Origin of the sequence: Streptomyces sp. NRRL WC-3605 (assembly GCF_001509795.1) — a bacterium.
GTDB classification, from domain to species: domain Bacteria; phylum Actinomycetota; class Actinomycetes; order Streptomycetales; family Streptomycetaceae; genus Streptomyces; species Streptomyces viridochromogenes.
On the sequence record NZ_LLZN01000043.1, the window covers coordinates 25,299 to 46,797 of the forward strand.

The following is a 21,499-nucleotide window of genomic DNA, read 5'->3' on the forward strand; positions in this document are numbered from 1 at the left end:
CGTCAGCTGTCCTTGCGCAGGGCGTGGGCGAGAAGGTCGAGGAAGGAACGGTTGATCAGGCTGGACTCGGCGGGCCGGAGCGGGCGCCGGGACAGCAGCGCGGCCTGCCCGTACAGGGCCTCGGCGCTGGTGCGGGCCAGCTCGGGCTCGTCGATCGTGACGGCGGTCCGCACCAGCGGATTGAGCTGGTTGAGGATCAGCTGGGCGCGAGGGGCCTCCTGTTGCAGGGCGCCGAGGATGTCGCCCCACAGGCCGCCGTCCTGCTCCCGTGCGAGCCTCGAGCGGGTGCGCTCGTGCCGGGCCTCGCGGCTGTCGACGAGCAGGGCGGGCGCGGACGCCGGCTGGAAGGTGCGCAGCGCGACGTCGCAGTCGAACACCGCGAGGGCGTCCCGGGCGAGTGCCAGGTAGGCCGCGGCGGCCAGTTCCGTCTCCCTGTCGACCGGGTCGAGGTGCGCGGTCAGGGTCGCCGGGTCGAGGTCGGCGACGCTCACCTCGGGCCTGATCTCCGGCAGCCGGTGGGCCAGTTCGCGGTCGTAGGTGTAGCCGCCGTTGACCACGCCGAGCCCGGCGGCCGACGCGATGGCCGCGACCTGCCGGAACTCCTCCACGCTGGACGTCACGAGCACGGTGCGGTGGGTGCGGGCGAACTCGTCCAGGGTGCAGTGGCCGTCGGTGGTCTCGAACGGCAGCCACGGCAGCAGCATCCGCAGGATCTCGTCGTCGTGCACGGCGAGCGACTTCACCGACAGGTGGTGCGCCTGGAGGAAGCGGTGCAGCAGGTCCGGGTCGCTGGCGGCGACGCGGGCGATCCAGGCGCGCAGCTTCTCGGCGAGCGCGTCACGCACGGCGGCGAGGGTGTCGTCCTCGTACAGGGCCTCGCGAGACGCCGTCGGGCGCAGGCTTTCGGCGTCGACGACGCAGCGGACGAAGAACGCCCAGTCGGGCAGGATCTCCTCCGCCTGCTCCGACAACAGCATGCCCTTGACGTGCACCCGGTGGCCGTGGCGGCGCCCGGCCGGCACCGTCTCCGGCAGTACGCAGGCGATGCCTCGCAGACCGACGGCCGGCAGGTCCAGTTCGATGGTGTCCAGCGGGGTGAAGCCGAACACCTCCTCGCCGTAGGCGGCCAGCGCGCGGGAGCGGGCCCCCGGCGTCGGGTACATCCGCGCCCAGGGCGCTGTCTCGGGGTTGACCGGGACGGCGTTGCCCTTGCCGTCGTCGAAGGTCACCGGGTGGCGCAGCAGCGAGCCGAAGTGCTCGGCCAGCGACCGTACTTGGGCGGGCCGGGTCCACTCGCCGGCGTCGGCGCGCGGGGTCAGCGTGACGGTGGTGCCGGGCCGGGGCCGGGCGGAGGCGGGCAGGGTGCGCACGGTGTAGCTGCCGTCGCCGCGTCCCCGCCACTCCACAGCGGGCGCGTCCGGCGTACGGGCGGACCGGCTGACCACGTGGATCTCGTCCGCGACCAGGAAGCAGGACAGCAGTCCGATGCCGAACTGGCCGATGAAGTCACCGCGTTGCTCGGCGATGCCGTCGGCGCGTTTGCTGCTGCGGCCGATCGTGGCCAGGAAGGTGTGCACATCGGCCTCGGTGAGGCCGACGCCGTCGTCCTCGACGCGGACCACGGCGGTGTCGGCGTACAGCCGGATCCCGAAGGTGCCGGCCGGAGCGGCGGGTTCGAGGGCGTGCCGGGCGGTGAGCGCGTCCACCGCGTTCTGCATCAGTTCACGCAGGTAGACGCGGGGGCTGGAGTAGAGGTGGTGGGAGAGCAGGTCGACGAGTCCGCGCAGGTCGACCTGGAAGGTCCGGTCGGCGGTGTTCTCGGGCAGGGTCATCGGCGGTCCGGGGTGTGAGGGTGTGCGAGGGGCGACAGGCGAGGGCGAAGCGGGGCTCAGAAGGCCTTGCGCAGGCGCGCGTACGTCTTCTGCGGTTCCGACATGTACGCCCACGGCCACTCCGTGAACGCGCCCTCCAGCTCGCGGAAGACGTTCGAGGCCGTACTGCTTCCGGCCAGCGACAGGGCCATGGCGAAGATGTTGTAGTCGCCCTGCCAGCCCAGGCGGCGCTCGTAGGCGTGGTGCAAGATGCTGCGCTCCGCGGCCTGCCTCAGCTCCGTCCGGATCTGCGGCTGCTGCAGGCAGGCACTGTCGTCGGACTCCACCCACTCCTCGACGTACGCCATGGCGACCACGCAGCCGAGCCGGTGCCCTTCGGGCGCCTTGGCGAACGCGCTACGGGCGAACTGCAGCGCCTCGCCCGGCTCACCGCCCCAGCGGGGCTGGAGCTGGGACAGCCATTCGAGGTGGACCTCCAGGTCGAGCGGATCGCGGCGCAGGGCGGCGTCGCGCCGGGTCTCCGCGACCGCGGAGCCGAGCGACATGCCGCGCGCGGAGGTGAGCAGGTGGCGCCACGGCGTGATCCACTCGGGACGCAGCTCGGCCGCCTCGAACAAGTGTCGCTCGGCGATGTCGAGCCGCTCGTGGAAGACCTGCCACTGCTCCCGGGTGACGTCCACGGCACGGGCGCTGGTGCGGGCGTCCCAGCCCCAGTTGACGTGCCGCGCCCCGGAGATCAGCAGGGCCAGGGCCCGGTGCTCCTTGTCCTCCTCGACGGCGCGACCGATCCAGTCCTGCACCCCGTCCAGGACCGCCAGCTGGCCGAGGACCTGATGGTCGCGGCCCAGGTCGAAGGGGGCCAGGGCGGCCTTGACCGCGGTCCAGTCACCCGCGTCGGCGGCCTCCACGACCGCCAGCACCCGTGTGTCCCCGAGGGCGCGCAGGGCGTACGTGCCGTTCTTCCTGCGCGGCGTCGGAAGAGCGTACGGATCCGCCCCCGGTCCGTCCCCGCCCCTGCCGAACATCTTGCCGAACATGTCGCGCCCTCCCCTGGTCCGCGTGATCATCCGGCGCATCATAGGGCGCCCCACCGACACCGGTTCCACAGGGTTTTCACATTCGGCCCCGCGAACGCTCCAGGTCGTACGAGGTGCTCCGATACATCCGGTCGCAGCGCGCGAGAGTTCTGATCATGTGGACGCCACTCCGTACCGTGGTCTCCACGACGCCCCCGACACCGGCCTCGGGATCTGTGGCACGGCCGACAGCGCCACCGGTCGATCGTGACCAGCTCCGGGAATCACCGGGGCCGTGGTCCGCTCCGAAACCGATCAGGACGGTCGGTGGTCGTCGACCACCTAGGATGGCGAGGGTGATGGCAGGAACCAGTGACATCGAGAAGGCGGCCGGTGTGCTGCGCGCCGGGGGCCTCGTGGCCCTCCCGACCGAGACCGTCTACGGTCTGGGCGCCAACGCCGAGGATCCCGCCGCCGTCTCACGCATCTTCCAGGTCAAGGGGCGCCCGCCCTCGCATCCGCTGATCGTCCACATCGGCGGGGCGGAGCAGCTGGACGACTGGGTACAGGAGGTACCGGCGACGGCCCGTCTGCTGGCCGAACACTTCTGGCCGGGGCCGCTGACGCTGGTCCTGCGGCGCGGGCGCCGGGTGCCTTTGGAGGCGACCGGTGGCCTGGAGACGGTGGCCGTGCGCGTCCCCGACCACCCCGTCGCGCTCGCGCTGCTGTCGGCCTTCGGTGGCGGCGTCACGGCCCCGTCCGCGAACCGCTTCGGCTCGGTGAGCCCCACGACCGCGGACGACGTCCGGGCCGAGCTCGGCGACGCCGTCGGCTTCGTGCTGGACGGGGGCCCGTGTGAGGTCGGTGTCGAGTCGACCATCGTCGACGCCACGGGCGAGATCCCGACCATCCTGCGGCCCGGCGGGGTGACGCGCGAGGACCTGGAAGCGGTGCTGGGGTTCCCGCTCGCTGTCCCCGCGTCCAGCGGCATCCGGGTTCCGGGCCAGCATCCGTCGCACTACGCGCCGCGTGCCCGGGTCGTCCTGGTCGAGCCGGAGAAGGTCGTCGCCGAGGCCGAGCAGGCGCAGGAACTGGGGCACCGGGTCGGCGTCTTTCTTCCTGCCGCTTTCGGAGGCGCCGAGGTGAAGGCGCACGCGGTCGTGCAGGTCCCCGGTTCGATGGCCGCCTACGCGCGAGGGCTGTACGGGTTCCTCCGCGAGCTCGACCAGCGGGGGTGCGACCTCATCGTGGCGTCCCTGCCGGCGGAGGAGGGCCTGGGCCTGGCGATCGCCAACCGGCTCCGCCGCGCCGCGGGGCCCCGGGCCACCGTGTGACCTGCGCCGAAGCCGTGCTCTGAGGTGCGGAACAGGCCCGGTCCACAGGGACCGTCGGCCACCGCCCGGCACAACGAAGGCCGATCAGCGCCCGGTCGGCCCTCATTGCCGCCCGCGTCAGTACGCCACGAGGCCTCGCCCGTCCACGGGCCGAACACCCCCCGGCGGCACCGAAAGGCCTCTCCCCCGGCCGCCCGCGGCTCGTCCGCGTCCCGCAGGCGGTTCTGGGAACCTGTGCCGGTTACTCGACGCCTTGAAGCTCCAAGGGGTCCCCGCCCTTGGCCGCCATGGCCGGCTCACCCTTCGGCTTGCCCGCGTCGACGGCAAGGAAGGCGACGAGTGCGGCCGCGGCAAGGAATCCGGTGGCCCACCAGTAGGCGACGGAGTAGCCGTGCACCAGTGACAGGCCGGTGAGGGAGACGGCACCTTGGTGGGAGGCGACGTAACCGGCCGTGGCGCTGGCGGCGATGGTGTTCAGCAGTGCGGTGCCGATGGACCCGCCGATCTGCTGCGATGTGTTCGTCATGGCGGACGCCACCCCGACGTCGCGGAGTTCGACCCCGTGGGTACCCAGACTGAAGGCGGGCATGAACGCGGTGCCGATACCGGCGCCCACGACGATCTCGGCCACTGCGATGTACCCGAACGACGAATCGACATCAAGCAGCGCGAGCATCAGCACACCGATACCCGACACCGCATATCCGGCGCCCATCAGCAGACCGGGGCGGACCCGGTGGGAGAGACGGGCGCCGATCTGTGTGGATCCGAGGGCCTGCGCGGCGGCCATCGGGATGAAGGCTGCTCCGCTCTGCACCGGTGAGTATCCCTTCACCAACTGGAAGTAGTAGCTGAGGAAAAGGAACATGCCGAACATGGACACGACTGACAGGGCGAGGGAGAGATAGGCGCCCGCACGGTTGCGTTCGGTGAGGACGCGCAACGGCAGCAGTGGCGATGTCACCTTGGCCGCAAGCAGGACGAAGGCCGCCAGCAGGAGAGCTGACAGGACGAACATGCTGACGGTCACGCCGGCAGCCCAGCCGTCGCTCTCCGCCTTGGCGAAGCCGAACACCAGGGCGACGGCGCCACCGCTGGCCAGGAGAGCCCCCGGCACGTCCAGCCGGGCGCGTCCTGCGGGTATGCCCGGGTCGCGCACGACCGTCAGCACGCCGAGGATGCCGATGACCGCGATGGGCAGGTTGATGTACAGCCCCCAGCGCCACTCGGTGTACTCGGTGAACATCCCTCCGAGCAGCAGGCCGAGGGCGCCGCCCGCAGTCGCGATGGCGCCGTAGATCCCGAAGGCTTTGGCACGCTCCCTGGCGTCGGTGAAGGCCAGGGAGATCAGCGCCAGGGCCGCGGGAGCGAGAAGCGCGGCGAAGACGCCCTGGAGGGCACGGGCAGTGAGGAGCGTGGGCAGGTTCTGCGCCGCGCCACCGAGGCCCGAGGCCAGGGCGAAGCCGAGCAGTCCGATCACGAAGACCCTCTTGCGCCCCCACAGGTCGCCCAGGCGTCCGCCCAGAATGAGCAGGCCTCCGAAGGCCAAGCCGTATGCGGTGATCACCCATTGCCGGCCGCCGTCGGTGAAGTGCAGGTCCTGCTGAGCGGACGGCAGGGCGATGTTCATGATCGCGCCGTCCAGGAAGACCATCAACTGGGCGACCGCTATGAACAGCAGGGCCAACCAGCGCCGAGGGACGGGCTGGTGGACGTCTTGGGACATGGTGTGCGTTCCTTCGGGGTGTCGTCCGGGGTGTCCGCGGAGCCAAAGGGGACCCCGCCCGCGCTTTTATTATCGAGCGTTCGTTAAAGTAAATAGACAGAGGACAGCCCTCGCTTAGGCGAGGTCCAGCCCCGATCCTGGCGCCGGCCCCTGGCTACGGAACCAGGGAGTCAGTGAGCCGCAGGGTCAGCCAAGACAGTGCAGCGCAACCTCCGCAGCCCGGGTCAGCGCGGCACGATCGGGATTGATCGCTCCCATCACACGCAACCCCTGGAAGGTCATGACGAGAAAGCCGGCGACGTCCGCCGCGCTTCGGTCGGCCGCTATCTCGCCGCGCCCCTGCGCCTCGGTGATGACTTCGTACAGCGTGAGTTCAAGCAGCTGCGTCGTCGTGCGGAGCCTCTCGGCCACTTGGGCATCGCTGTGGGCCCGCTCCATGGCCGCTCCTACGATCAGGCACGACGCCTGACCAGGACCACGGGTGATCTCGTCGATCACCGCATCGAAAGCAGACCGAACCGTCTCCCGCGCGTCGCCACCGGAGCGCAGCATCTCGATGAACGGCAGCGCGTAGCGCCGCCGGTACAAGTCCAATGCCGCCAGGTAGAGGCCTTCCTTGCTGCCGAAGGCCGCGTAGAGAGAGCCGCTGCCGATCTCCATGGCCTCGGCCAGATCCCGCACGGACGTGCCGCCGTATCCGGTGTTCCGGAACACCTCCATCGCCGCGTTGATGGCGGCTTCGGTGTCGAACTCACGAGTGCGTGCCATGCACAGCACGATACCTCTATGAAGAACGATCGCCAAATAATTGCCAGACCCGAACACGGCCCGGAGAAGCCGATTCACGCGGCGCGCACCGTCGGAGGGTGCAGGCATGTCGACGTACACGACGTTTCGATCGATACAGTACCGCTCTCTTTTTCTTGCCAGATCGTTCCAGATAAGGTTCACTGTAGGCACGGGCGTCCCACGACACGCCGAGAGCGCGGCATGCGCGCGAGACCCAGGCGGCCGCTCCAGGGCCCGAAGTCAGTGACCCGTCGCCCACGCATCGAGACGGCGACGAAGGGAAATCACCATGAGAACGCACGAACCCCGCACGTCCCCAGGTTGGCGCTCGCGCGCAGCCGGCGCAGCGGCTGTAGCCACTCTGCTGATCGGAGGGGGCGCGGGCGCCACGGCCTGGGCCTCCCAGCCGGCGTCCGCGGCTCATACCGCACCGTCCAGCGACGCGGCCGCGGTGCGGCGACTTGCCGACGTCGAGGAGATCCGGCAGGTCAAGGCGCGCTACTTCCGCTACCTGGACAGCAAGCAGTGGTCCAAGCTGGCCGCGCTCTTCACCGCCCACCCCACCATCGATGTGGGCGCCAAGTACAGCAGCGGCAAGGAACTCGCCGAGAAGACGGCTGCGCTCCTGGGTGACGCCCCCACCGCCCATCAGGGCTTCCTTCCCGAGATCCAGGTGCACGGCAACCGTGCCACGGCGATCTGGGCGATGGAGGACTACGTGAGTTTCCCGCCGGGATCCAGCTACAAGAACGGTATCCACGGCTACGGCGAGTATCACGACACCTATCAGCGGATCGACGGCCGCTGGTACATCTCCAGCACCGTGCTGTCCCGGTTCCGCGTGGACACCGTCCCCAACTGGACGCCGCCCGCCCCTCAGAAGTAGTCCTCGACCGCAACCCCTCGGCCCGCGCAGGGCCGCCCACAGAAGGAATACGTACATGAGCACCATCGGTGTCGGAATCATCGGCGGCAGCCCCGGTGGCTGGGCCTCCCTCAGCCACATTCCCGCCCTCCAGGCGCTGCCGGGCTTCGAACTGCGAGCCGTCAGCACCTCGCGGCGCGAGTCAGCGGCCGCGGCCGCGCAGGAGTTCGGCGTCGCGGCGGCCTTCGACCACCACGCGGCGCTCCTGGCCCACCCGGGAGTCGACGTCGTCGTCGTGGCGGTGAAGGTCCCGCACCACCGGGAGCTGGTTTCCGCGGCGATCGACGCGGGGAAGACCGTCTACTCCGAGTGGCCACTGGCCCTGAACCTCGCGGAGGCCACCGAGCTGACCCGGCGCGCGGAGGCAGCCGGCGTGCGCACGGTCATCGGCCTCCAGGGGCGCTACCACCCCGAACTGCGCTACGCGCGGCGCCTGATAGAGGACGGCCGAATCGGCCGGGTCATCGGCACCACCCTGGTCGGGTCCGGAATGGTGTGGAACGGGCAGACCACCAAGGCGCACACGTACTGGTTCGACGACAGCCAGGGCGCAACCCCGCTGTCCGGCGCCGCCCTTCACGCCATCGATGCGCTCAACGTCACTCTCGGGAACTTCGACCGCCTGTCGGCCGATCTGGTGCGCGGCCGCACGGAGGTGACCGTGACCGACGACGACAACAGGGTCGTCCCGGTGACCGCCCCGGATCAGATCTCCGTGCTCGGCACCCTCGAGAACGGCGCCGCGGCCTCGGTCTTCTACCGTGGGGGCAGCTCCCGCGGCGACAACTTCCGCTGGGAGATCAACGGCACGGACGGCGACCTCGTCCTGACCGCTCCGTGGGGCAACATCCAGGTGACGGACCTCACCCTCCAGGCCGGCTTCGGCGACGCTGCGACGGTGTCCCCGCTCGCGGTCCCCGCTCAGTACTCGGCGGGTGTCCCCGACGGCCTTGTCGGCCCCGCCAGGAATGTGGCCGCGCTCTACACGCACCTGGGACGGGACCTGCGCGAGGGGACCCACACCGTTCCCGACTTCACCTACGCCGCCACCCGCCACGAGCTCATGGACGCCATCGCGCGTGCGTCCCGCGAAGGGGCTGCGCAGCGCCTCGGCTGAAAGGCGCAGGGGCTACCGCATACCTGTTCTGCTGCACGCCGATCGGCTTATTATGTAGCGAACGATCGCTATTGATTCGCTCGATCCGTACTGCTCAGGCGCCCGCGGCTGAGGACCGCGGGCGCCGGCACACAGGCGGCAGGGCAGGTCTGCGGTGTCTGGTGGCGATACGGAGTCATCCGGGCACCGTGACTCTCGGAATGACACCGCGTGGTATCACCACGCTCAGGCAGGTTGGCCGTCCATGCCCTCGTGCGTGCGAGCATGGGCGGTCTCGGCAGCCCTTCGCATGTTCCACTTCACCAGGGGCTGCAACGCCTCGATCAGGGCTTCACCCAGGGGCGTGAGACTGTAGGTGATCTGAACGGGCGTGGTGGGGACCACGGTCCTTCTGATGAGCTCCTGGCCTTCGAGTTCCTTGAGCCGCTGGGAGAGCAGACGGTCGGATATGCCGTCGATCATCGCTCGGTACTCCACGAAGCGCCTGGCCCCCTGGGCGGCCGCGCCCAGGATCGAGCCCGTCCAGCGGCGGCCGACCATGTCGAGGGCTTCCTGGAACCTCGGGCACGTCTCGTCATGGATGGACCCGCGCTCGAGCTGTCGTGACATGTGATCAACCCCTTGGCAGCACCCTTAGTAGCTTACTAAATATTAGCACCTAACGAGTCGTTTGCCGGGCTTCGGCGGCTGCCGCACTGTGATGACATGACTGACTACGGACACGAGCTGTCGTTCGGCTTGAGCCTCGACCCGACAGCGGACGCACTCGAAGAGACCCGCCGGCTCGCACGCCGTGCCGACGACGGCGGCCTGGACTACCTCGCCGTCCAGGACCACCCGTACCAGCCCGGACACCTGGAAACCTGGACACTGATCAGTCACCTGTCAGCAGTGACCCACCGCATCTCGTTCCTCACGGACGTGGCCGACCTCCAACTGCGGCCCCCGACCATGCTCGCCAAGGCCACAGCCTCGCTGAGCGTCCTCACGGAGGGCCGCATCCAGCTCGGAGTCGGCGGCGGTGCCTTCGCCGACGCGATCGCCTCGATGGGCGGTCTGCCCCGCCGTGGCGCCCAGATGGTCGCCTTCACCGAGGAGTCCCTCCACCTCATGCACCAGGCTCTGGCAGGTGGCGTGGTGAGGATGCAGACCCCCCACCATGCCGTGACGGGTTACCGCGCCGGCCCCGTGGCGTCCGCGCCGGTGCGGCTGTGGCTGGGCGCCCAGAAGCCGAAGATGCTCAACGTGACGGGCCGGGCGGCCGACGGCTGGATCTCCCCGCTGAACATCTACGTGCCTCCCGAGGAGGTGCCCGCGCGCCAGCAGATCATCGACGAGGCGGCCACAGCGGCCGGGCGCGATCCGCGGTCCATCCGGCGCATCTACAACGTCCTCGGGACCATCGGGGCGCACGGCGCCGGCCCGGGACTCGTGGGAGACGTCCAGGTGTGGGCGGACACCCTCAGTGACTGGGCTCTGCGACTGGGCTTCGACACCTTCGTCTTCTGGCCCACGGGGGACGCGGAGAACCAGCTCGACGTCTTCGCCTCACACGTCGTACCGGTCGTGCGCGCACGCGTCGCAGCCGCCCGGGGGCGACGATGAGAGGGGACCGGGCCGCTGCGTCGACCGCACTGTCCGGCAGGCTGATCACCCCCGGCGACAGCAGCTACACGGCGTACCGCTCCACCTACACCACCGTGGGCAGCCCCGCCGTCGTCGCCGTCCCCGAATCCGCCGGTGACGTCGCCGCCGCCCTGCTCCTGGCGCGGGAGCGCGGTCTTCCTCTCGCGGTGCGCAGCGGTGGCCACGGACTGTCCGGCAGCGGCACGAACAACGGGGGCATGGTCATCGATCTCCGGCGAATGAACAAGGTCACCGTGCTGGACCGCGGGAAGCGCCGGGTGAGGGTCGAGGCCGGAGCCCGCTGGGCGCAGGTCGCCGAGGCGCTGAGCCCTCATGGTCTCGCCATCAGCTCCGGCGATCACGGCAATGTCGGGGTCGGCGGGCTGGCCTCGGGCGGTGGCGTCGGGTGGCTGGTCCGGAGCTTCGGACTGGCGGTCGACCGCATACGTGCCGTCGAGGTGGTGCTCGCCGACGGTTCGGCCGTGCGCGCCGACGACTCCACCGAAGCAGATCTCCTGTGGGTGATGCGCGGCGCCGGGGCAGGCGCGGGTATCGCCCTGGCCTTCGAGTTCGAGGCCGTCGAGCTGCGCGACGTTGGAGTCGCGCAGCTCGTCGCACGGGTCGATCCCGCGGGCCGGGTGCTCCAGCGCCTGGACGTCGCTTTGAAGGAGGCCCCGCGGGAGCTCACGACCGCTCTCATGCTGTCCTCGCAGGGCTCGATGACCAGTGCCTTCATCACAGCGGTCGTGGCCTCGGACGACGAGCACGTCATACGACGGTCCCTCGAGCCCCTTCTCGGTCTCAGGGATGTGGCACTCCAGCAGGCCGTGATCACCCCCTACACGAATCTGGTGCCGCGTCAGCACATGCATGCCAATACGGGGCAGATGCCATCCGTCACGACGAACGGTCTGGTCACCGACATCACGCCGGCCGCTGCCCGTGCGATCGTCGACATGGCGAGCGGACCCACACCCGTGCACCTCCAGATGCGGTCGCTCGGCGGCGCCGTGTCCGACGTCGATCCCGCCACCACAGCCTTCCCCCACCGGCATCAGCGGTCCCTCGTCATCGCCTCCACCTTCCCTCCTTATGGCCGCGAAGCCCTGGTCCGGGCATGGGAGCCGATGGCGGAACATGCAGATGGGGCGTACGTGAACTTCGTGAGCCACCCGGACGCCGCCATGTTCGACCAGACATATCCGGGGCTCACCGGTGCCCGTGTGACCGAGTTGTGGAAGCACTACGACCCCGAGGGCATTCTGCGCCCGGGCGGCTGACCGGGTGCATGCGGCCTCCAGGACCATGTCAGCCGGTGTGACCGCCGCCTTCTGGAGAACCCTCGGAAGAAGCGACTGCCCTCGCAGTGCGATCCTCCGTGCGCCCGTCTTCTGCGGGCGTGCGGGTGGAGCCGTTCAGGGAGGCGAGCAGGGAGAGACGCTCTTCGGAATCGCTGCCGGGGCGGGCATGGTAGGTGACGAGGGTCTGCCCCGGGCTGCCGGGGATCAGCAATTTCTCGTAGTGCAGTGTCAGCGTGCCGACCTGAGGATGCTGCAGTCGGCTGGTGCCGGTTGCCTTGTGCTTGACGTCCTGGCGGGCCCAGAGCCTGCGGAAGCGGTCACTGCGGACGGACAGCTCGCCCACGATCTCGACAAGGCGTGGATCAGTTGTGTCGGGACCGGCGACGGACCGGAGGTAGGGCACGATGCGGGCGGTCATCTCCTCCCAGTCCGAGTGCAGGGCGCGCAGCTCGGGTTCCAGGAAGGCGGCGAGGATGCTGTTGTGGCCAGGTGCGTTGAACGGTGAGAGTGCGATCGCCAGAGGGTTGGCAGCGAGCACGTCCATGTAGGTGCCGTGGACGTACGCCGGGGTCAGCGGCCAGGAGTTGATGAGCGTACGAATGCCGTCGCCGGCCTGCTCGGGGCGGGGGCGTCGCCGGCGGATGCGGGGGGAAGCGGCGAGCTGGAGGAGGTAGGCGGTGGCCTCTTCGTCCAGTTGCAGTGCGCCCGCGATGCTGAGCAGGACCTGTTCGGAAGGGTGCCTGTCGCGGCCTTGTTCGAGACGCACGTAGTAGTCGGAGCTGACGCCGGCGAGGAAGGCGACTTCCTCCCGCCGCAGGCCCGCGACGCGCCGGTTGCCCGTATCGGGGATTCCCACCGCGGCGGGCGGGACGAGTTCCCTGCGGGCCCGCAGGTAGGCGGCCAGAGGGCCTGGATCACCGGTGGCTGTCATCGTTCCAGAGTAGGCAGGTCGCTCCTGGTCCGGGTGGCCCTGTCACTCCCAGTCTCAGCCGGTCCTGGGCGGCGGCCCAGGGACTCGTCAGCATGGCAGAGCACGGCCGACACCGGCAGAATCGTTCGATGACGCGGTCCCCGCCGGAGGAATCGGGACGGGAACCGGCGGAGTCATTCGATGACGCGGTCCCTGCCACACGAAGCGGGGCAGGTCGAGCCGTGCTCCCGTAGCCCCTGTACCGACCGAGGAGCACCCATGTCCGAACTCTTCCGCAGTCCCTTCGACCGCGACTCCACCGCCGCTGAGGTGATCGAAGGAGTCGACCTGTCCGGCAAGCGTGCCGTGGTCACCGGCGCCACCTCCGGCATCGGTGTGGAAACGGCCTGGGCGCTGGCGGCCGCCGGCGCCGACGTCACGCTCGCGGTCCGGCGGCTCGACGCGGGCGAGACGGTCGCCGCGGACCTTCGGGCCCGGTCCGGCAACGATGCCGTTCACGTCTCCCGCCTCGACGTGGCGGACCTGGACTCCGTGAACACCTTCACCGCCGACTGGAGCGGCCCTCTGCACATCCTGGTCAACAATGCCGGGATCATGATGCTGCCCGAGCTGGAGCGGGGCATCGGCGGCCAGGAGCAGCAGTTCGCCACGAATTACCTGGGGCACTTCGCCCTGGCGCTGGGGTTGCACCGGGCACTGGCCGAGGCCGGCGGCGCACGTGTGGTGACCGTGTCCTCCAGTGGCCACCTGTTCTCGCCGGTCGTCTTCGACGACGTCGACTACCGCTTCCGCCCCTACGACCCGCTCGGCGCCTATGGCCAGTCGAAGACGGCGGAGGTGCTGCTGGCCGTGGAGGCGGACCGGCGCTGGTCGGACGACGGCATCCGGGCCAACGCGCTGCACCCCGGGGCGATCGCCACCAATCTCCAGCGGCACACCGGCGGGCTGAAGACGCCCGAGCCGTACCGCAAGACCATCGAACAGGGCGCTGCCACCACTGTGTTCCTCGCCGCCTCCCCGCTGGTGGACGGCATCGGCGGCCGCTATTTCGAGGACGTCAACGAGGCACCCCAGGTGACCGCACGGCCCACGGAACTGGGTGTGCCGGGAGTGGCGCCCTACGCGCTCGACGGCGCGAACGCCGAGCGTCTGTGGAACCTCGGCGCCACCATCCTGTCCTGACCGAGCCAAGAGAAGCGGGGGCTGAAGAAGGCGAGAACAGGCCGGTGGGAGGTCGACAGTTCACCAAACTGTTCACCAACGCACTGACCATCACCAACATGAAGAACGCCCAGGACGTCCTGACGAACGTCTGGAACGTGGTGAGGCCGGAGCGTCCGGACTCGTCGACGCCGCCCGCCTGCTCGCTCGTGCGAAGGGTTCTTCAGCATTGGATGCGGTCGGGGCAGGCTCGCAGCCGCACACCCCGACACGTTCCTGAAGGACGGTGGCGTGCGGGCTCAGTGCTGGTCAGAATTCGAGAATCAGACGACCACGCACTCCCCCCGCTTCGAGGAGACGGTGGGCCCGTGCCGCTTCCTCGGGCGGAAAACGGCCTGCGACCCTCAACGTCAGCCTCCCCTCGCCGGCGAGCCGACAGAGAAGGCCGAGCTTGTCCGAGCGGCCGTCGTAGTCGTGGACGAAGGTGGCGAACAACCGCACGCCGTGCCTCTCCGCTGCCTTCTCGAACGCCCGCTGCCCGGCCACACCACGCACGAAGGCGAGCCTGCCGCCCTTGCGGATCACTCCCAGCAGCGGAGTCCCGATGACCGCCGCGTCCAGTACGGCGTCGACGCCGTCGGGGGCGTGAGCCCGAAACTCCTCGGCCACACCAGAGCCGCGAGGGACGACAACGTCCGCTCCCAGGGCGGCAACCAGCTGTGCATCGTTCGGCGACGCGTCGGCCAGTACGCGATGCCCGGCCACCTTGGCCAATTGCACCGCGAACCCTCCCACTGCTCCGGCGGCACCCGTCACCGCGAGGGTGCTGCCCGTCGGCAGATCCAATTGATCGAGGGCCCGCAGAGCCGTCAGTCCATTGAGCGGCAGCGTGGCCGCCTCGGCGTCATCGGCTCCGGCCGGCGCGGGAACGACCCACGAGCCGGGCAGCACGACCTGCTCGGCGTATCCGCCGCCGTTGCGCAAGGTCGGATTCACCAGGGCCACCACCCGATCACCGAGGGAGAGGCCGACATCGGAGCAGGCCCCCACCTCGTCGATCGCGCCGGCCACGTCAAGCCCCGGAATGATGGGCTCCGAGCCTTGGAACCGCAGAGGTGCGGCGCCCCTTCTGATCAGGGTGTCCGCCGGACTGACGGCGGCGGCTCTCACGCGGATTCGTACCTCACCGGGTCCCGCGTGGGGTGCGTCCCGATCGACGACCTGGAGTACCTCCGGGCCGCCGAAACTGAAAAGGCCTACTGCCTTCATGGCGGATCCAAGTCAGACGCGGAGTGGCATGCCACGGGATCTCATTCGATGCTCTCAGCCTTCGCGGTCCTCCGCCGACCTAAGGCGCAACGACGGCCCAAGGCCTCCTTGGCGTTTCTTAATCGAACGTACTAGTCTGTCTGATTAGGAGGTGCGCGGATGGCGACACGGATCAGGAAGACGAAGTCGGAGGAGAGGATCCTCACTGCGGCGGCCGCCTTGTTCTACACGCACGGACTGCGCGGCGTCGGCATCGATCAGGTTCTGGAGCTGTCAGGTGTTGCGAAGTCCACCCTGTACGTCCATTTTCGTACTAAAGAAGAGCTGATCGCGGCGTACCTGCGCACGACAGACGACTCGTGGATGGCGCAGCTGCAGGAAGCTGCCGCCCGCGCGGGCGATGACCCTCGAGACCGTCTCGTGGGGCTGTTCGATGCGTTGGCAGACGCCTTCGACCGCCATGGTTTCTTCGGCTGCCCGTTCGTCAGCGCGGCGATCGAGACGGATCTCGACTCGGAAGCCCGCACCATCACTCTGCAGCACACCCGACGACGTCAGGCATGGCTGACCGAGTTGAGCGAGCGGGCGGGCGCTGAGAGTCCGGCCGCCCTTGCCCGACACATAGGGCTGCTCATCGACGGCGCACTGACCTCTGGTCGCCTGCTGCAGGACAGGGCCGTCGTGGACGAGGCGAAGTCCGCGGCACGGCGCCTGGTCGCCGACCACACCTGACCCCACCTCCTCCCCTCCGCTCCCCTACACAGGAAGGCACGGCACGCTCATGCGCGCGATGGTCCTTGAAGAGTTCGGCACCCCCCTGGTCCTCCGGGAGATCGAGAAGCCCGCTCCGGGCCCGGGCCAGGTGCTGGTCAAGATCGCGTCCAGTGGCGTCAACCCGCTGGACGCCAAGATCCGGGCCGGCAAGGCGCCCCATGCGAAGCGCACGCCTCCAGCCGTTCTGGGGCTGGACATGGCAGGCGTGGTCGAGGAGGTCGGCACCGGGGTCAGTGACTTCGCCCCCGGCGACCAGGTCTTCGGCATGACCGGAGGCGTCGGAGACGTACAGGGATCGCTCGCCGAGTACGCGGCGGTGGACGCCCATCTCCTCGCACGGAAGCCTGCCTCTCTCACCCTGCGCGAGGCCGCGGTCCTGCCTCTGGTCTTCATCACCTCGTGGGAGGGACTGGTGGACCGCGCTCAGGTCGACTCGGGACAGAAGGTCCTCGTCCACGGCGGAGCCGGTGGTATCGGTCATGTGGCCGTGCAGATCGCCCGAGCCCGCGGTGCCGAGGTCTTCGCCACCGCGTCCTCCTCGCGGCTGGAGGTCGTCGAGCGACTGGGAGCCACTCCCATCGACTACACGACCACGTCCGTGGAGGACTACATGGCCAAGTACACGGGTGGGGAGGGGTTCGACGTCATCTTCGACACCGTCGGTGGGGCCGTGCTCGACAACTCCTTCAAGGCCGTCCGCACCTACACCGGCCACGTCGTCAGCGCCTTGGGCTGGGGAACCCACGCTCTCGCACCCCTCTCCTTCCGCGGGGCGACCTACTCCGGCGTCTTCACCCTGCTGCCCCTGCTCACCGGGCGCGGGCGGGAGCGGCACGGAGAGATCATGCGTGAGGCCGCCGCCCTCGCCGACGCGGGGGCGCTCAAGCCGATGGTCGACCCCAGGGTCTTCACCCTCACCGATATCGCCGCAGCGCACGAGGCCGTGGAGAGCGGCGCCACTCAGGGCAAGATCGTGGTCGACGTCGCCTGACCGCTTCCTGAACCCGTACGCGTTGCACGCGGAGGCCCCCCCGAGGGGCCATGCTGTGCCGGGGGCAGGTGCCCTAGCTGTGCTGTCCCCGACGGCTCCGCACCGCACTGCGCCTGGTCAGGTGAGACTCTGAGCTTGGGCGGTGCGAGAGGGCGTGCCGACGCGCTCGGCGGAGGACTGCTCCACCGCATCCAGGAACTGGTGGCGGCGAAGGGCGTAGGTGAAATCGGGGACGGTGTGTGTGCCCTCCCCCAGATCCCTGGCCAGATTCGTGTACAGCGCCGCCACGTTCCTGCTCGGCCCCGAGAGGGCTTCCGGGATGTCGCGCGTGAACTCGGCGGGGACTTCAACGGGGGCCACCGTCGTGTCCTCGCCGAAGCCGGCCTCCACAGTGAGGTCGGTCACCTGCAGGTTGCCCCACGGTGCCGTCACCACGATGTCTCCGTCGGTGCCGTTGATCTCCCAACGGAAGTTGTCACCGCGGGAGACACCCCCGCGGTAGAACACGGAAGCCGCGGCGCCGCCCTCGAGCGTGCCGATGAGGGAGATCTGGTCCGGAGCGGTGACCGGAACGGCCTTGCCGCCGTCGTCGGTGACAGTGACTTCTCTCCGTCCCACGACGAGGTTTGCGGACAGGTGCTCGAATTCGCCGAGCGTGACGTTGAGGGCGTCGACGGCGTGGAGGGCAGCAGCGGTCAGCAGTGTGGCCCCCTGGCCGTTGTCGAACCAGTAGGTGTGGTTCTTCGTGGTCTGCGGACCCCACACCATGCCGGAGGCGACCATGGTGGTGCCGATGACTCGTCCGATCCGCCCTTCCTCGATCATCTGGCGCGCGTGGCGCAACCCGGGGTGGTACCGCCCCTGAAGACCGATGACGGTGCGCACACCGGCCGCTTCGGCACGCTGGGTGAGCTCGGTGGCCTCGGTCAGGTTCAGGGCCAGGGGCCACTCGGCGTAGACAATCTTGCCGGCCGCGATGGCCGCCGAGATGAGTTCGCGGTGATAGGGGACCTTCACCGCCACCACGACGACATCGACTCCGGGGTGAGCGAGGAGGTCGGCATGATGGTCGTAGGCCCCCTGCACCCCGAATTCCTTCGCCGCTGCCTGGGCCGATTCCAGGCGCGACGTGCTGACGGCCCGCAGCTCATAGTCGGGCAGCGCCTTCAGCGCGGGGATGTGACTGATGGAGGCCCAGCCTCCCGGACTACCCCCGATGATGCCGACGCCGATGGTGCTCACTGCTTGGCTCCTGGAGAAGCGGCTCGTGACGGACCGGGCGGGCAGGCGGACTGCCGGGCAGGCTCGGTCGAGTCCGGTTCAGGACGAGGCACCCGCTCGTCCATGGTCCCTTGCTCCCCCTCGACGTGCACCTAGGGAGGATTCGGACGTGAACGCCACTTCCGGCCTCTCAGTGCGTCAGTCCGGTGTGCAGGCGGATCGTGGTGCCCTCACCCGGGGTGGAACGGACCTCGACCAGGTCGCACAGTTGGTGCGCGAGCCAGAGGCCCCGCCCGCCCACCTGGGTGCGGGTGGGCCGTGAACGCCCCACGAGAGGGTCCTCGATGTAGCCGGTGTCGCGGAACTCGCACACCAGGCGGTGCTCGTGACTCCACATGCGCAGCACGCCCTGACCCCCGCCGTGCCGGATGCTGTTGGCGGCCACTTCGGTCGCCGCCAGATGCAGCTCCCGCAGGCGGGCCCCTTCCAGCCCGAGCTGTTCGGCGCAGGAGGAGATCTTTTCCCGCAGTGCCGGCAGATCCCCGCGGCTGTAGGCGAACTCGTCGTACGGGGAACAGGGGTGACTGAGCGGGCTGAAGTCGAAGGGAGCCTGCGCGTCGTAGGTCTCGCTCGTCTCACTGCGGCCGCCAGCGCGGATGGTGGGGTGGCAGCGGGACATCCGCTCCAGCTCGGCCCCTTCGACCGCGGTGTCGTACGGGCACAGCAGCCACCACGCCGGGCCGGCGGCGAACGCCTTGTTCAGCAGCCACTCGTGGTAGCGCAGCTCCTCCGCCTCGGCGGGGCTGCGCACCTCGCTCCAGGGGGACTCGCCGATCCCGCGGACGGGCCGGCCTTCGGCCGTATGCGCCTTGATCCACTCCTGCCAGGCTTCGATGAGCCGGCCCGGGTGGTGCGCGACCGCGCTGGTCTCGACGTAGCGAACGGTGTCGTCCTCGGGCATCTCGGCACGCAGGAGGGCGGCCTTCTCTTCCGGAACGGCGACGACGACAGCCTCTCCCCCGTCCCGGGCCTCACGAATGAAGCCCAAGGTGCCACTGAGGAACTCCTCACTGCCCTGGTAGGGGTACAGCTCGTGCCGGTATCCCTCCCCGGACGGTGACGGCGTGGTGCGGGTTTCGGAGGAGATCATGGCGTCATCACCACGGGGATGGAAGGGTCTGCAAAGCCGGAGAGCTCCCAGGCCAGGCGTACGGTCTCATTGGTTCCCTCTAGCACGATCTTGCGATCGGGCAGTGCTCGAGCGGCATCCGCGAGGGCGCTCATGCCGGCTGCGTCGAAGAAGTCCAGGGTGTGGCAGAGCAACCGCACCGTGGTCGCCTGACGCAGCAGCGTGAGCAGGATGGCGCTGAAGGCCAGAGCGCCGTCGGTGTCGACGATCCCCTTCACCGTCCAGCCACTCCTTCCCGCCCGGTAGAGCTGAAACGAGGGCGACAACGGTCGCGTGCCCAGGTGATGAGGGTGCACACATCTGAGCTGCTCCAGAAGTGCGTCGTCCCAGTGGGCTCTCTGATAGGCGCAGACCACCGCGGCACCGCTGTCGGCCGCGAACTCCTCCAGTTCCAGCTCGCTGCGCAGCAACCGCTCGGCGCTCAGGTCGGCAGCCTCAGCGGTCACGTGGTTCAGCACGCGCAGGGACCGGTATCCCTCGCTCTCGGCGCTGGCCGCCTCCCGACGCACGACAGCGAGGAGGGGTTCCTCGAGCCGGGTCGGATCGAGTACCAGAGCCACGGCATCAGGCGAGACCTGCGCGGACGGCGAGACGATCAGCACCTTGTCGCCGAACAGGGCCCCGTCCGCGACGAAGGCCCGGCTCCGAGCCATGACATCGTCCGTCACGTCCAGGAGCTGACACACATGATCACCAGCATCGACCTCATCCAGCGTCTCCACCGTGCGTGTCGCTCTCACCGCTTCCTCCCTCGCTTCACCTCCCTACCCTAATGTTCCGCACCCCCGCCTCACCAAGCAGTACGGAACCCACCCGGTCTGCCGCCCAAGCCCGGCCGTCGTCCCGGGTTTGCCCGCACGGACGACGCGGCCGGCAGGCCCGCTCGTCACACGCCGGACCACCGCCGGACCGCCTCGGAACCGCGGCTCAGCGTTCGGCCGTACAGGTCCAGGTCCTCGACGGTGTCGTGCGGTTGCGCGGCCGGATCAGGGACGCGTCGCTGGTGCCGGCGGCCGCACAGCTCGTGCGAGCGGCGGAGGGCGTCGTGGACGTGTACTGCGAGCTGACCGCGCAGGACGCGCCTGCGGTGTGAGCGCACTCGCCGACGCGCTCATCGGTCTCGACCGGTGGCCCCCGCGCGGGGCCGCCGCCCAAGCGCGGCCCCGCGACGACGGGCGAGGTCGCCGACGGAGCGTGCGTCGCCCATGCTGGAAGAGGAGTCCACGGCTCGTGGGTTCACGTCCGTCCGTGGATGAGGGGTGAGGCCATGAAAGTCGGAATACTGACCGGCGGCGGCGACTGCCCCGGCCTCAACGCGGTGATCCGCAGCGTCGTCCGCAAGGGGGTCCAGGAGTACGGATTCGACTTCGTCGGTCTGCGGGACGGCTGGCTCGGAGCGCTCGGCGGTGACGTCGTACCGCTGGACGTCGCGGACGTGCGCGGAATCCTGCCCCGCGGCGGGACCATCCTCGGCTCCTCCCGCACCAACCCGTTCAAGCACGAGGACGGGGTGCGGCGCATCAAGGACAACCTGGCCGCGCACCAGGTGGACGCGCTCATCGTGATCGGTGGGGAGGACACGCTGGGTGTGGCCACGGAGCTGAGCCGCCAGGGCGTCGACCTGGTGGGCGTGCCGAAGACCATCGACAACGACGTGTCCGGTACGGACTACACCTTCGGCTTCGACACCGCCGTGGGCATCGCCACGGAGGCCATCGACCGCCTGCACACCACCGCCGAGTCGCACATGCGCACCCTGGTGGTGGAGGTGATGGGACGGCACTCCGGGTGGATCGCCCTGCACGCCGGTGTCGCGGGCGGTGCCAACGTGATCCTCATCCCCGAGCGGCCCTTCGACATCGATCAGGTCTGCGAGTGGGTGAAGAACCGCTTCAAGATCCACTACGCGCCGATCGTCGTCGCCGCCGAGGGAGCGGTCCCCAAAGAGGGGCAGATGTTCCTCAAGGACCGCACGCTGGACGAGTTCGGCCACGTGCGGCTGTCGGGTATCGGCGAGTGGCTCGCTCAGGAGATCGAGGCGCGCACGGGCAAGGACGCGCGCACCACGGTCCTCGGCCACGTCCAGCGGGGAGGCACTCCGAGCGCCTTCGACCGCTGGCTGGCCACCCGCTTCGGGCTGCACGCCGTGCAGGCGGTCCACGACGGCGATTTCGGCACCCTGGTGGCGCTGCGGGGTACGCGGATCGTCCGTGTTCCCCTAGACGGCACCCGGTCCCCGACCAAGACGGTGGACCCGTCGCTGTACGACGAGTTCGAGGTGTTCTTCGGCTGACACA

Annotated in this window: 20 protein-coding genes; 10 read left to right on the forward strand and 10 right to left on the reverse strand. The window is 69.5% G+C overall.

Annotated features, from left to right (window positions below; all coding sequences use genetic code 11):
- Positions 1–2: 2 nt before the first annotated feature.
- Entirely contained in the window at positions 3–1,832 is a 1,830-nt protein-coding gene (locus ADL34_RS09900) for an HSP90 family protein (protein ID WP_062672797.1), read from the reverse strand.
- A 56-nt stretch (positions 1,833–1,888) separates the two neighbouring features.
- Complete coding sequence (locus ADL34_RS09905; protein WP_062672869.1) at positions 1,889–2,869, reverse strand: hypothetical protein; 981 nt, start codon at positions 2,867–2,869, stop codon at positions 1,889–1,891.
- Positions 2,870–3,207: 338 nt separating this feature from the next.
- On the opposite strand from ADL34_RS09905, the gene ADL34_RS09910 reads away from it, so the two are divergent.
- Positions 3,208–4,182 carry an L-threonylcarbamoyladenylate synthase gene (locus ADL34_RS09910; RefSeq protein ID WP_062672796.1) on the forward strand — a complete coding sequence of 325 codons (975 nt, stop codon included), beginning with the start codon at positions 3,208–3,210 and terminating at the stop codon, positions 4,180–4,182.
- Between the two features lie 241 nt (positions 4,183–4,423).
- On the opposite strand, the gene ADL34_RS09915 is transcribed toward ADL34_RS09910, so the two are convergent.
- The gene (locus ADL34_RS09915) at positions 4,424–5,908 is read right to left on the reverse strand and encodes an MFS transporter (protein WP_062672794.1); all 1,485 of its coding nucleotides are present in this window, start codon (positions 5,906–5,908) and stop codon (positions 4,424–4,426) included.
- Positions 5,909–6,094: 186 nt separating this feature from the next.
- Positions 6,095–6,676 (reverse strand): TetR/AcrR family transcriptional regulator, encoded by a 582-nt coding sequence (locus ADL34_RS09920; RefSeq protein ID WP_063892273.1) that lies wholly within the window; start codon positions 6,674–6,676, stop codon positions 6,095–6,097.
- A 472-nt stretch (positions 6,677–7,148) separates the two neighbouring features.
- Between ADL34_RS09920 and ADL34_RS09925 the strand changes: the two genes are divergently transcribed.
- Complete coding sequence (locus ADL34_RS09925; protein ID WP_062672792.1) at positions 7,149–7,583, forward strand: nuclear transport factor 2 family protein; 435 nt, start codon at positions 7,149–7,151, stop codon at positions 7,581–7,583.
- Positions 7,584–7,638: 55 nt separating this feature from the next.
- Positions 7,639–8,739: a Gfo/Idh/MocA family protein gene (locus ADL34_RS09930; protein WP_079034397.1), complete on the forward strand. Its 1,101-nt coding sequence runs from the start codon at positions 7,639–7,641 to the stop codon at positions 8,737–8,739.
- Positions 8,740–8,964: 225 nt separating this feature from the next.
- Here the strand turns inward: ADL34_RS09930 and ADL34_RS09935 are convergent, their stop codons facing one another.
- Positions 8,965–9,348 (reverse strand): winged helix-turn-helix transcriptional regulator, encoded by a 384-nt coding sequence (locus ADL34_RS09935; protein ID WP_062672790.1) that lies wholly within the window; start codon positions 9,346–9,348, stop codon positions 8,965–8,967.
- 96 nt (positions 9,349–9,444) lie between these two features.
- On the opposite strand from ADL34_RS09935, the gene ADL34_RS09940 reads away from it, so the two are divergent.
- Both ADL34_RS09940 and ADL34_RS09945 read left to right on the forward strand, forming a co-directional pair.
- The gene (locus tag ADL34_RS09940; RefSeq protein WP_062672788.1) at positions 9,445–10,344 is read left to right on the forward strand and encodes an LLM class flavin-dependent oxidoreductase; all 900 of its coding nucleotides are present in this window, start codon (positions 9,445–9,447) and stop codon (positions 10,342–10,344) included.
- Positions 10,341–11,645, forward strand: coding sequence for an FAD-binding oxidoreductase (locus ADL34_RS09945; RefSeq protein WP_062672786.1), 1,305 nt, complete (start codon positions 10,341–10,343; stop codon positions 11,643–11,645). Before ADL34_RS09940 ends, ADL34_RS09945 begins: the two co-directional genes overlap by 4 nt.
- 28 nt (positions 11,646–11,673) lie before the next feature.
- On the opposite strand, the gene ADL34_RS09950 is transcribed toward ADL34_RS09945, so the two are convergent.
- On the reverse strand, positions 11,674–12,597 hold the full coding sequence (locus tag ADL34_RS09950; RefSeq protein WP_062672784.1) for a helix-turn-helix transcriptional regulator: 924 nt from the start codon (positions 12,595–12,597) through the stop codon (positions 11,674–11,676).
- A 258-nt stretch (positions 12,598–12,855) separates the two neighbouring features.
- Between ADL34_RS09950 and ADL34_RS09955 the strand changes: the two genes are divergently transcribed.
- Positions 12,856–13,779 carry an SDR family NAD(P)-dependent oxidoreductase gene (locus ADL34_RS09955; protein WP_062672782.1) on the forward strand — a complete coding sequence of 308 codons (924 nt, stop codon included), beginning with the start codon at positions 12,856–12,858 and terminating at the stop codon, positions 13,777–13,779.
- 288 nt (positions 13,780–14,067) lie between these two features.
- On the opposite strand, the gene ADL34_RS09960 is transcribed toward ADL34_RS09955, so the two are convergent.
- Positions 14,068–15,027 (reverse strand): NADP-dependent oxidoreductase, encoded by a 960-nt coding sequence (locus ADL34_RS09960; protein ID WP_062672780.1) that lies wholly within the window; start codon positions 15,025–15,027, stop codon positions 14,068–14,070.
- A 159-nt stretch (positions 15,028–15,186) separates the two neighbouring features.
- On the opposite strand from ADL34_RS09960, the gene ADL34_RS09965 reads away from it, so the two are divergent.
- Together ADL34_RS09965 and ADL34_RS09970 are read left to right on the forward strand one after the other, a co-directional pair.
- Complete coding sequence (locus ADL34_RS09965) at positions 15,187–15,759, forward strand: TetR/AcrR family transcriptional regulator (protein ID WP_062672778.1); 573 nt, start codon at positions 15,187–15,189, stop codon at positions 15,757–15,759.
- Positions 15,760–15,808: 49 nt separating this feature from the next.
- Complete coding sequence (locus ADL34_RS09970) at positions 15,809–16,792, forward strand: zinc-dependent alcohol dehydrogenase family protein (protein WP_062672776.1); 984 nt, start codon at positions 15,809–15,811, stop codon at positions 16,790–16,792.
- Positions 16,793–16,909: 117 nt separating this feature from the next.
- On the opposite strand, the gene ADL34_RS09975 is transcribed toward ADL34_RS09970, so the two are convergent.
- The 3 genes from ADL34_RS09975 to ADL34_RS09985 all read right to left on the reverse strand — a co-directional run bounded on the left by ADL34_RS09975 (position 16,910) and on the right by ADL34_RS09985 (position 19,942).
- A complete protein-coding gene (locus ADL34_RS09975; RefSeq protein WP_079034396.1) occupies positions 16,910–18,034 on the reverse strand; it encodes a Gfo/Idh/MocA family protein in 1,125 nt (374 codons plus the stop codon).
- Positions 18,035–18,203: 169 nt separating this feature from the next.
- Positions 18,204–19,163, reverse strand: coding sequence for a sensor histidine kinase (locus tag ADL34_RS09980; RefSeq protein ID WP_062672774.1), 960 nt, complete (start codon positions 19,161–19,163; stop codon positions 18,204–18,206).
- Positions 19,160–19,942 (reverse strand): MEDS domain-containing protein, encoded by a 783-nt coding sequence (locus ADL34_RS09985; protein WP_062672772.1) that lies wholly within the window; start codon positions 19,940–19,942, stop codon positions 19,160–19,162. Before ADL34_RS09985 ends, ADL34_RS09980 begins: the two co-directional genes overlap by 4 nt.
- Positions 19,943–19,974: 32 nt before the next feature.
- Here ADL34_RS09985 and ADL34_RS37205 point away from each other — a divergent pair, with 32 nt between their 5' ends.
- The gene (locus ADL34_RS37205) at positions 19,975–20,295 is read left to right on the forward strand and encodes a BON domain-containing protein (protein WP_079034395.1); all 321 of its coding nucleotides are present in this window, start codon (positions 19,975–19,977) and stop codon (positions 20,293–20,295) included.
- 174 nt (positions 20,296–20,469) lie between these two features.
- Positions 20,470–21,495 carry a 6-phosphofructokinase gene (locus ADL34_RS09990; protein WP_062672770.1) on the forward strand — a complete coding sequence of 342 codons (1,026 nt, stop codon included), beginning with the start codon at positions 20,470–20,472 and terminating at the stop codon, positions 21,493–21,495.
- Positions 21,496–21,499 lie beyond the last annotated feature (4 nt).

What these genes read in the sequence shown, in the direction of transcription:
- ADL34_RS09900 (WP_062672797.1), bottom strand. Translation starts at nt 1,832, where the DNA reads ATGACCCTGCCCGAGAACACCGCCGACCGGACCTTCCAGGTCGACCTG.
- ADL34_RS09905 (WP_062672869.1), bottom strand. Translation starts at nt 2,869, where the DNA reads ATGTTCGGCAAGATGTTCGGCAGGGGCGGGGACGGACCGGGGGCGGAT.
- ADL34_RS09910 (WP_062672796.1), top strand. Translation starts at nt 3,208, where the DNA reads ATGGCAGGAACCAGTGACATCGAGAAGGCGGCCGGTGTGCTGCGCGCC.
- ADL34_RS09915 (WP_062672794.1), bottom strand. Translation starts at nt 5,908, where the DNA reads ATGTCCCAAGACGTCCACCAGCCCGTCCCTCGGCGCTGGTTGGCCCTG.
- ADL34_RS09920 (WP_063892273.1), bottom strand. Translation starts at nt 6,676, where the DNA reads ATGGCACGCACTCGTGAGTTCGACACCGAAGCCGCCATCAACGCGGCG.
- ADL34_RS09930 (WP_079034397.1), top strand. Translation starts at nt 7,639, where the DNA reads ATGAGCACCATCGGTGTCGGAATCATCGGCGGCAGCCCCGGTGGCTGG.
- ADL34_RS09935 (WP_062672790.1), bottom strand. Translation starts at nt 9,348, where the DNA reads ATGTCACGACAGCTCGAGCGCGGGTCCATCCATGACGAGACGTGCCCG.
- ADL34_RS09940 (WP_062672788.1), top strand. Translation starts at nt 9,445, where the DNA reads ATGACTGACTACGGACACGAGCTGTCGTTCGGCTTGAGCCTCGACCCG.
- ADL34_RS09945 (WP_062672786.1), top strand. Translation starts at nt 10,341, where the DNA reads ATGAGAGGGGACCGGGCCGCTGCGTCGACCGCACTGTCCGGCAGGCTG.
- ADL34_RS09950 (WP_062672784.1), bottom strand. Translation starts at nt 12,597, where the DNA reads ATGACAGCCACCGGTGATCCAGGCCCTCTGGCCGCCTACCTGCGGGCC.
- ADL34_RS09955 (WP_062672782.1), top strand. Translation starts at nt 12,856, where the DNA reads ATGTCCGAACTCTTCCGCAGTCCCTTCGACCGCGACTCCACCGCCGCT.
- ADL34_RS09960 (WP_062672780.1), bottom strand. Translation starts at nt 15,027, where the DNA reads ATGAAGGCAGTAGGCCTTTTCAGTTTCGGCGGCCCGGAGGTACTCCAG.
- ADL34_RS09965 (WP_062672778.1), top strand. Translation starts at nt 15,187, where the DNA reads ATGGCGACACGGATCAGGAAGACGAAGTCGGAGGAGAGGATCCTCACT.
- ADL34_RS09970 (WP_062672776.1), top strand. Translation starts at nt 15,809, where the DNA reads ATGCGCGCGATGGTCCTTGAAGAGTTCGGCACCCCCCTGGTCCTCCGG.
- ADL34_RS09980 (WP_062672774.1), bottom strand. Translation starts at nt 19,163, where the DNA reads ATGATCTCCTCCGAAACCCGCACCACGCCGTCACCGTCCGGGGAGGGA.
- ADL34_RS37205 (WP_079034395.1), top strand. Translation starts at nt 19,975, where the DNA reads ATGTTCCGCACCCCCGCCTCACCAAGCAGTACGGAACCCACCCGGTCT.
- ADL34_RS09990 (WP_062672770.1), top strand. Translation starts at nt 20,470, where the DNA reads ATGAAAGTCGGAATACTGACCGGCGGCGGCGACTGCCCCGGCCTCAAC.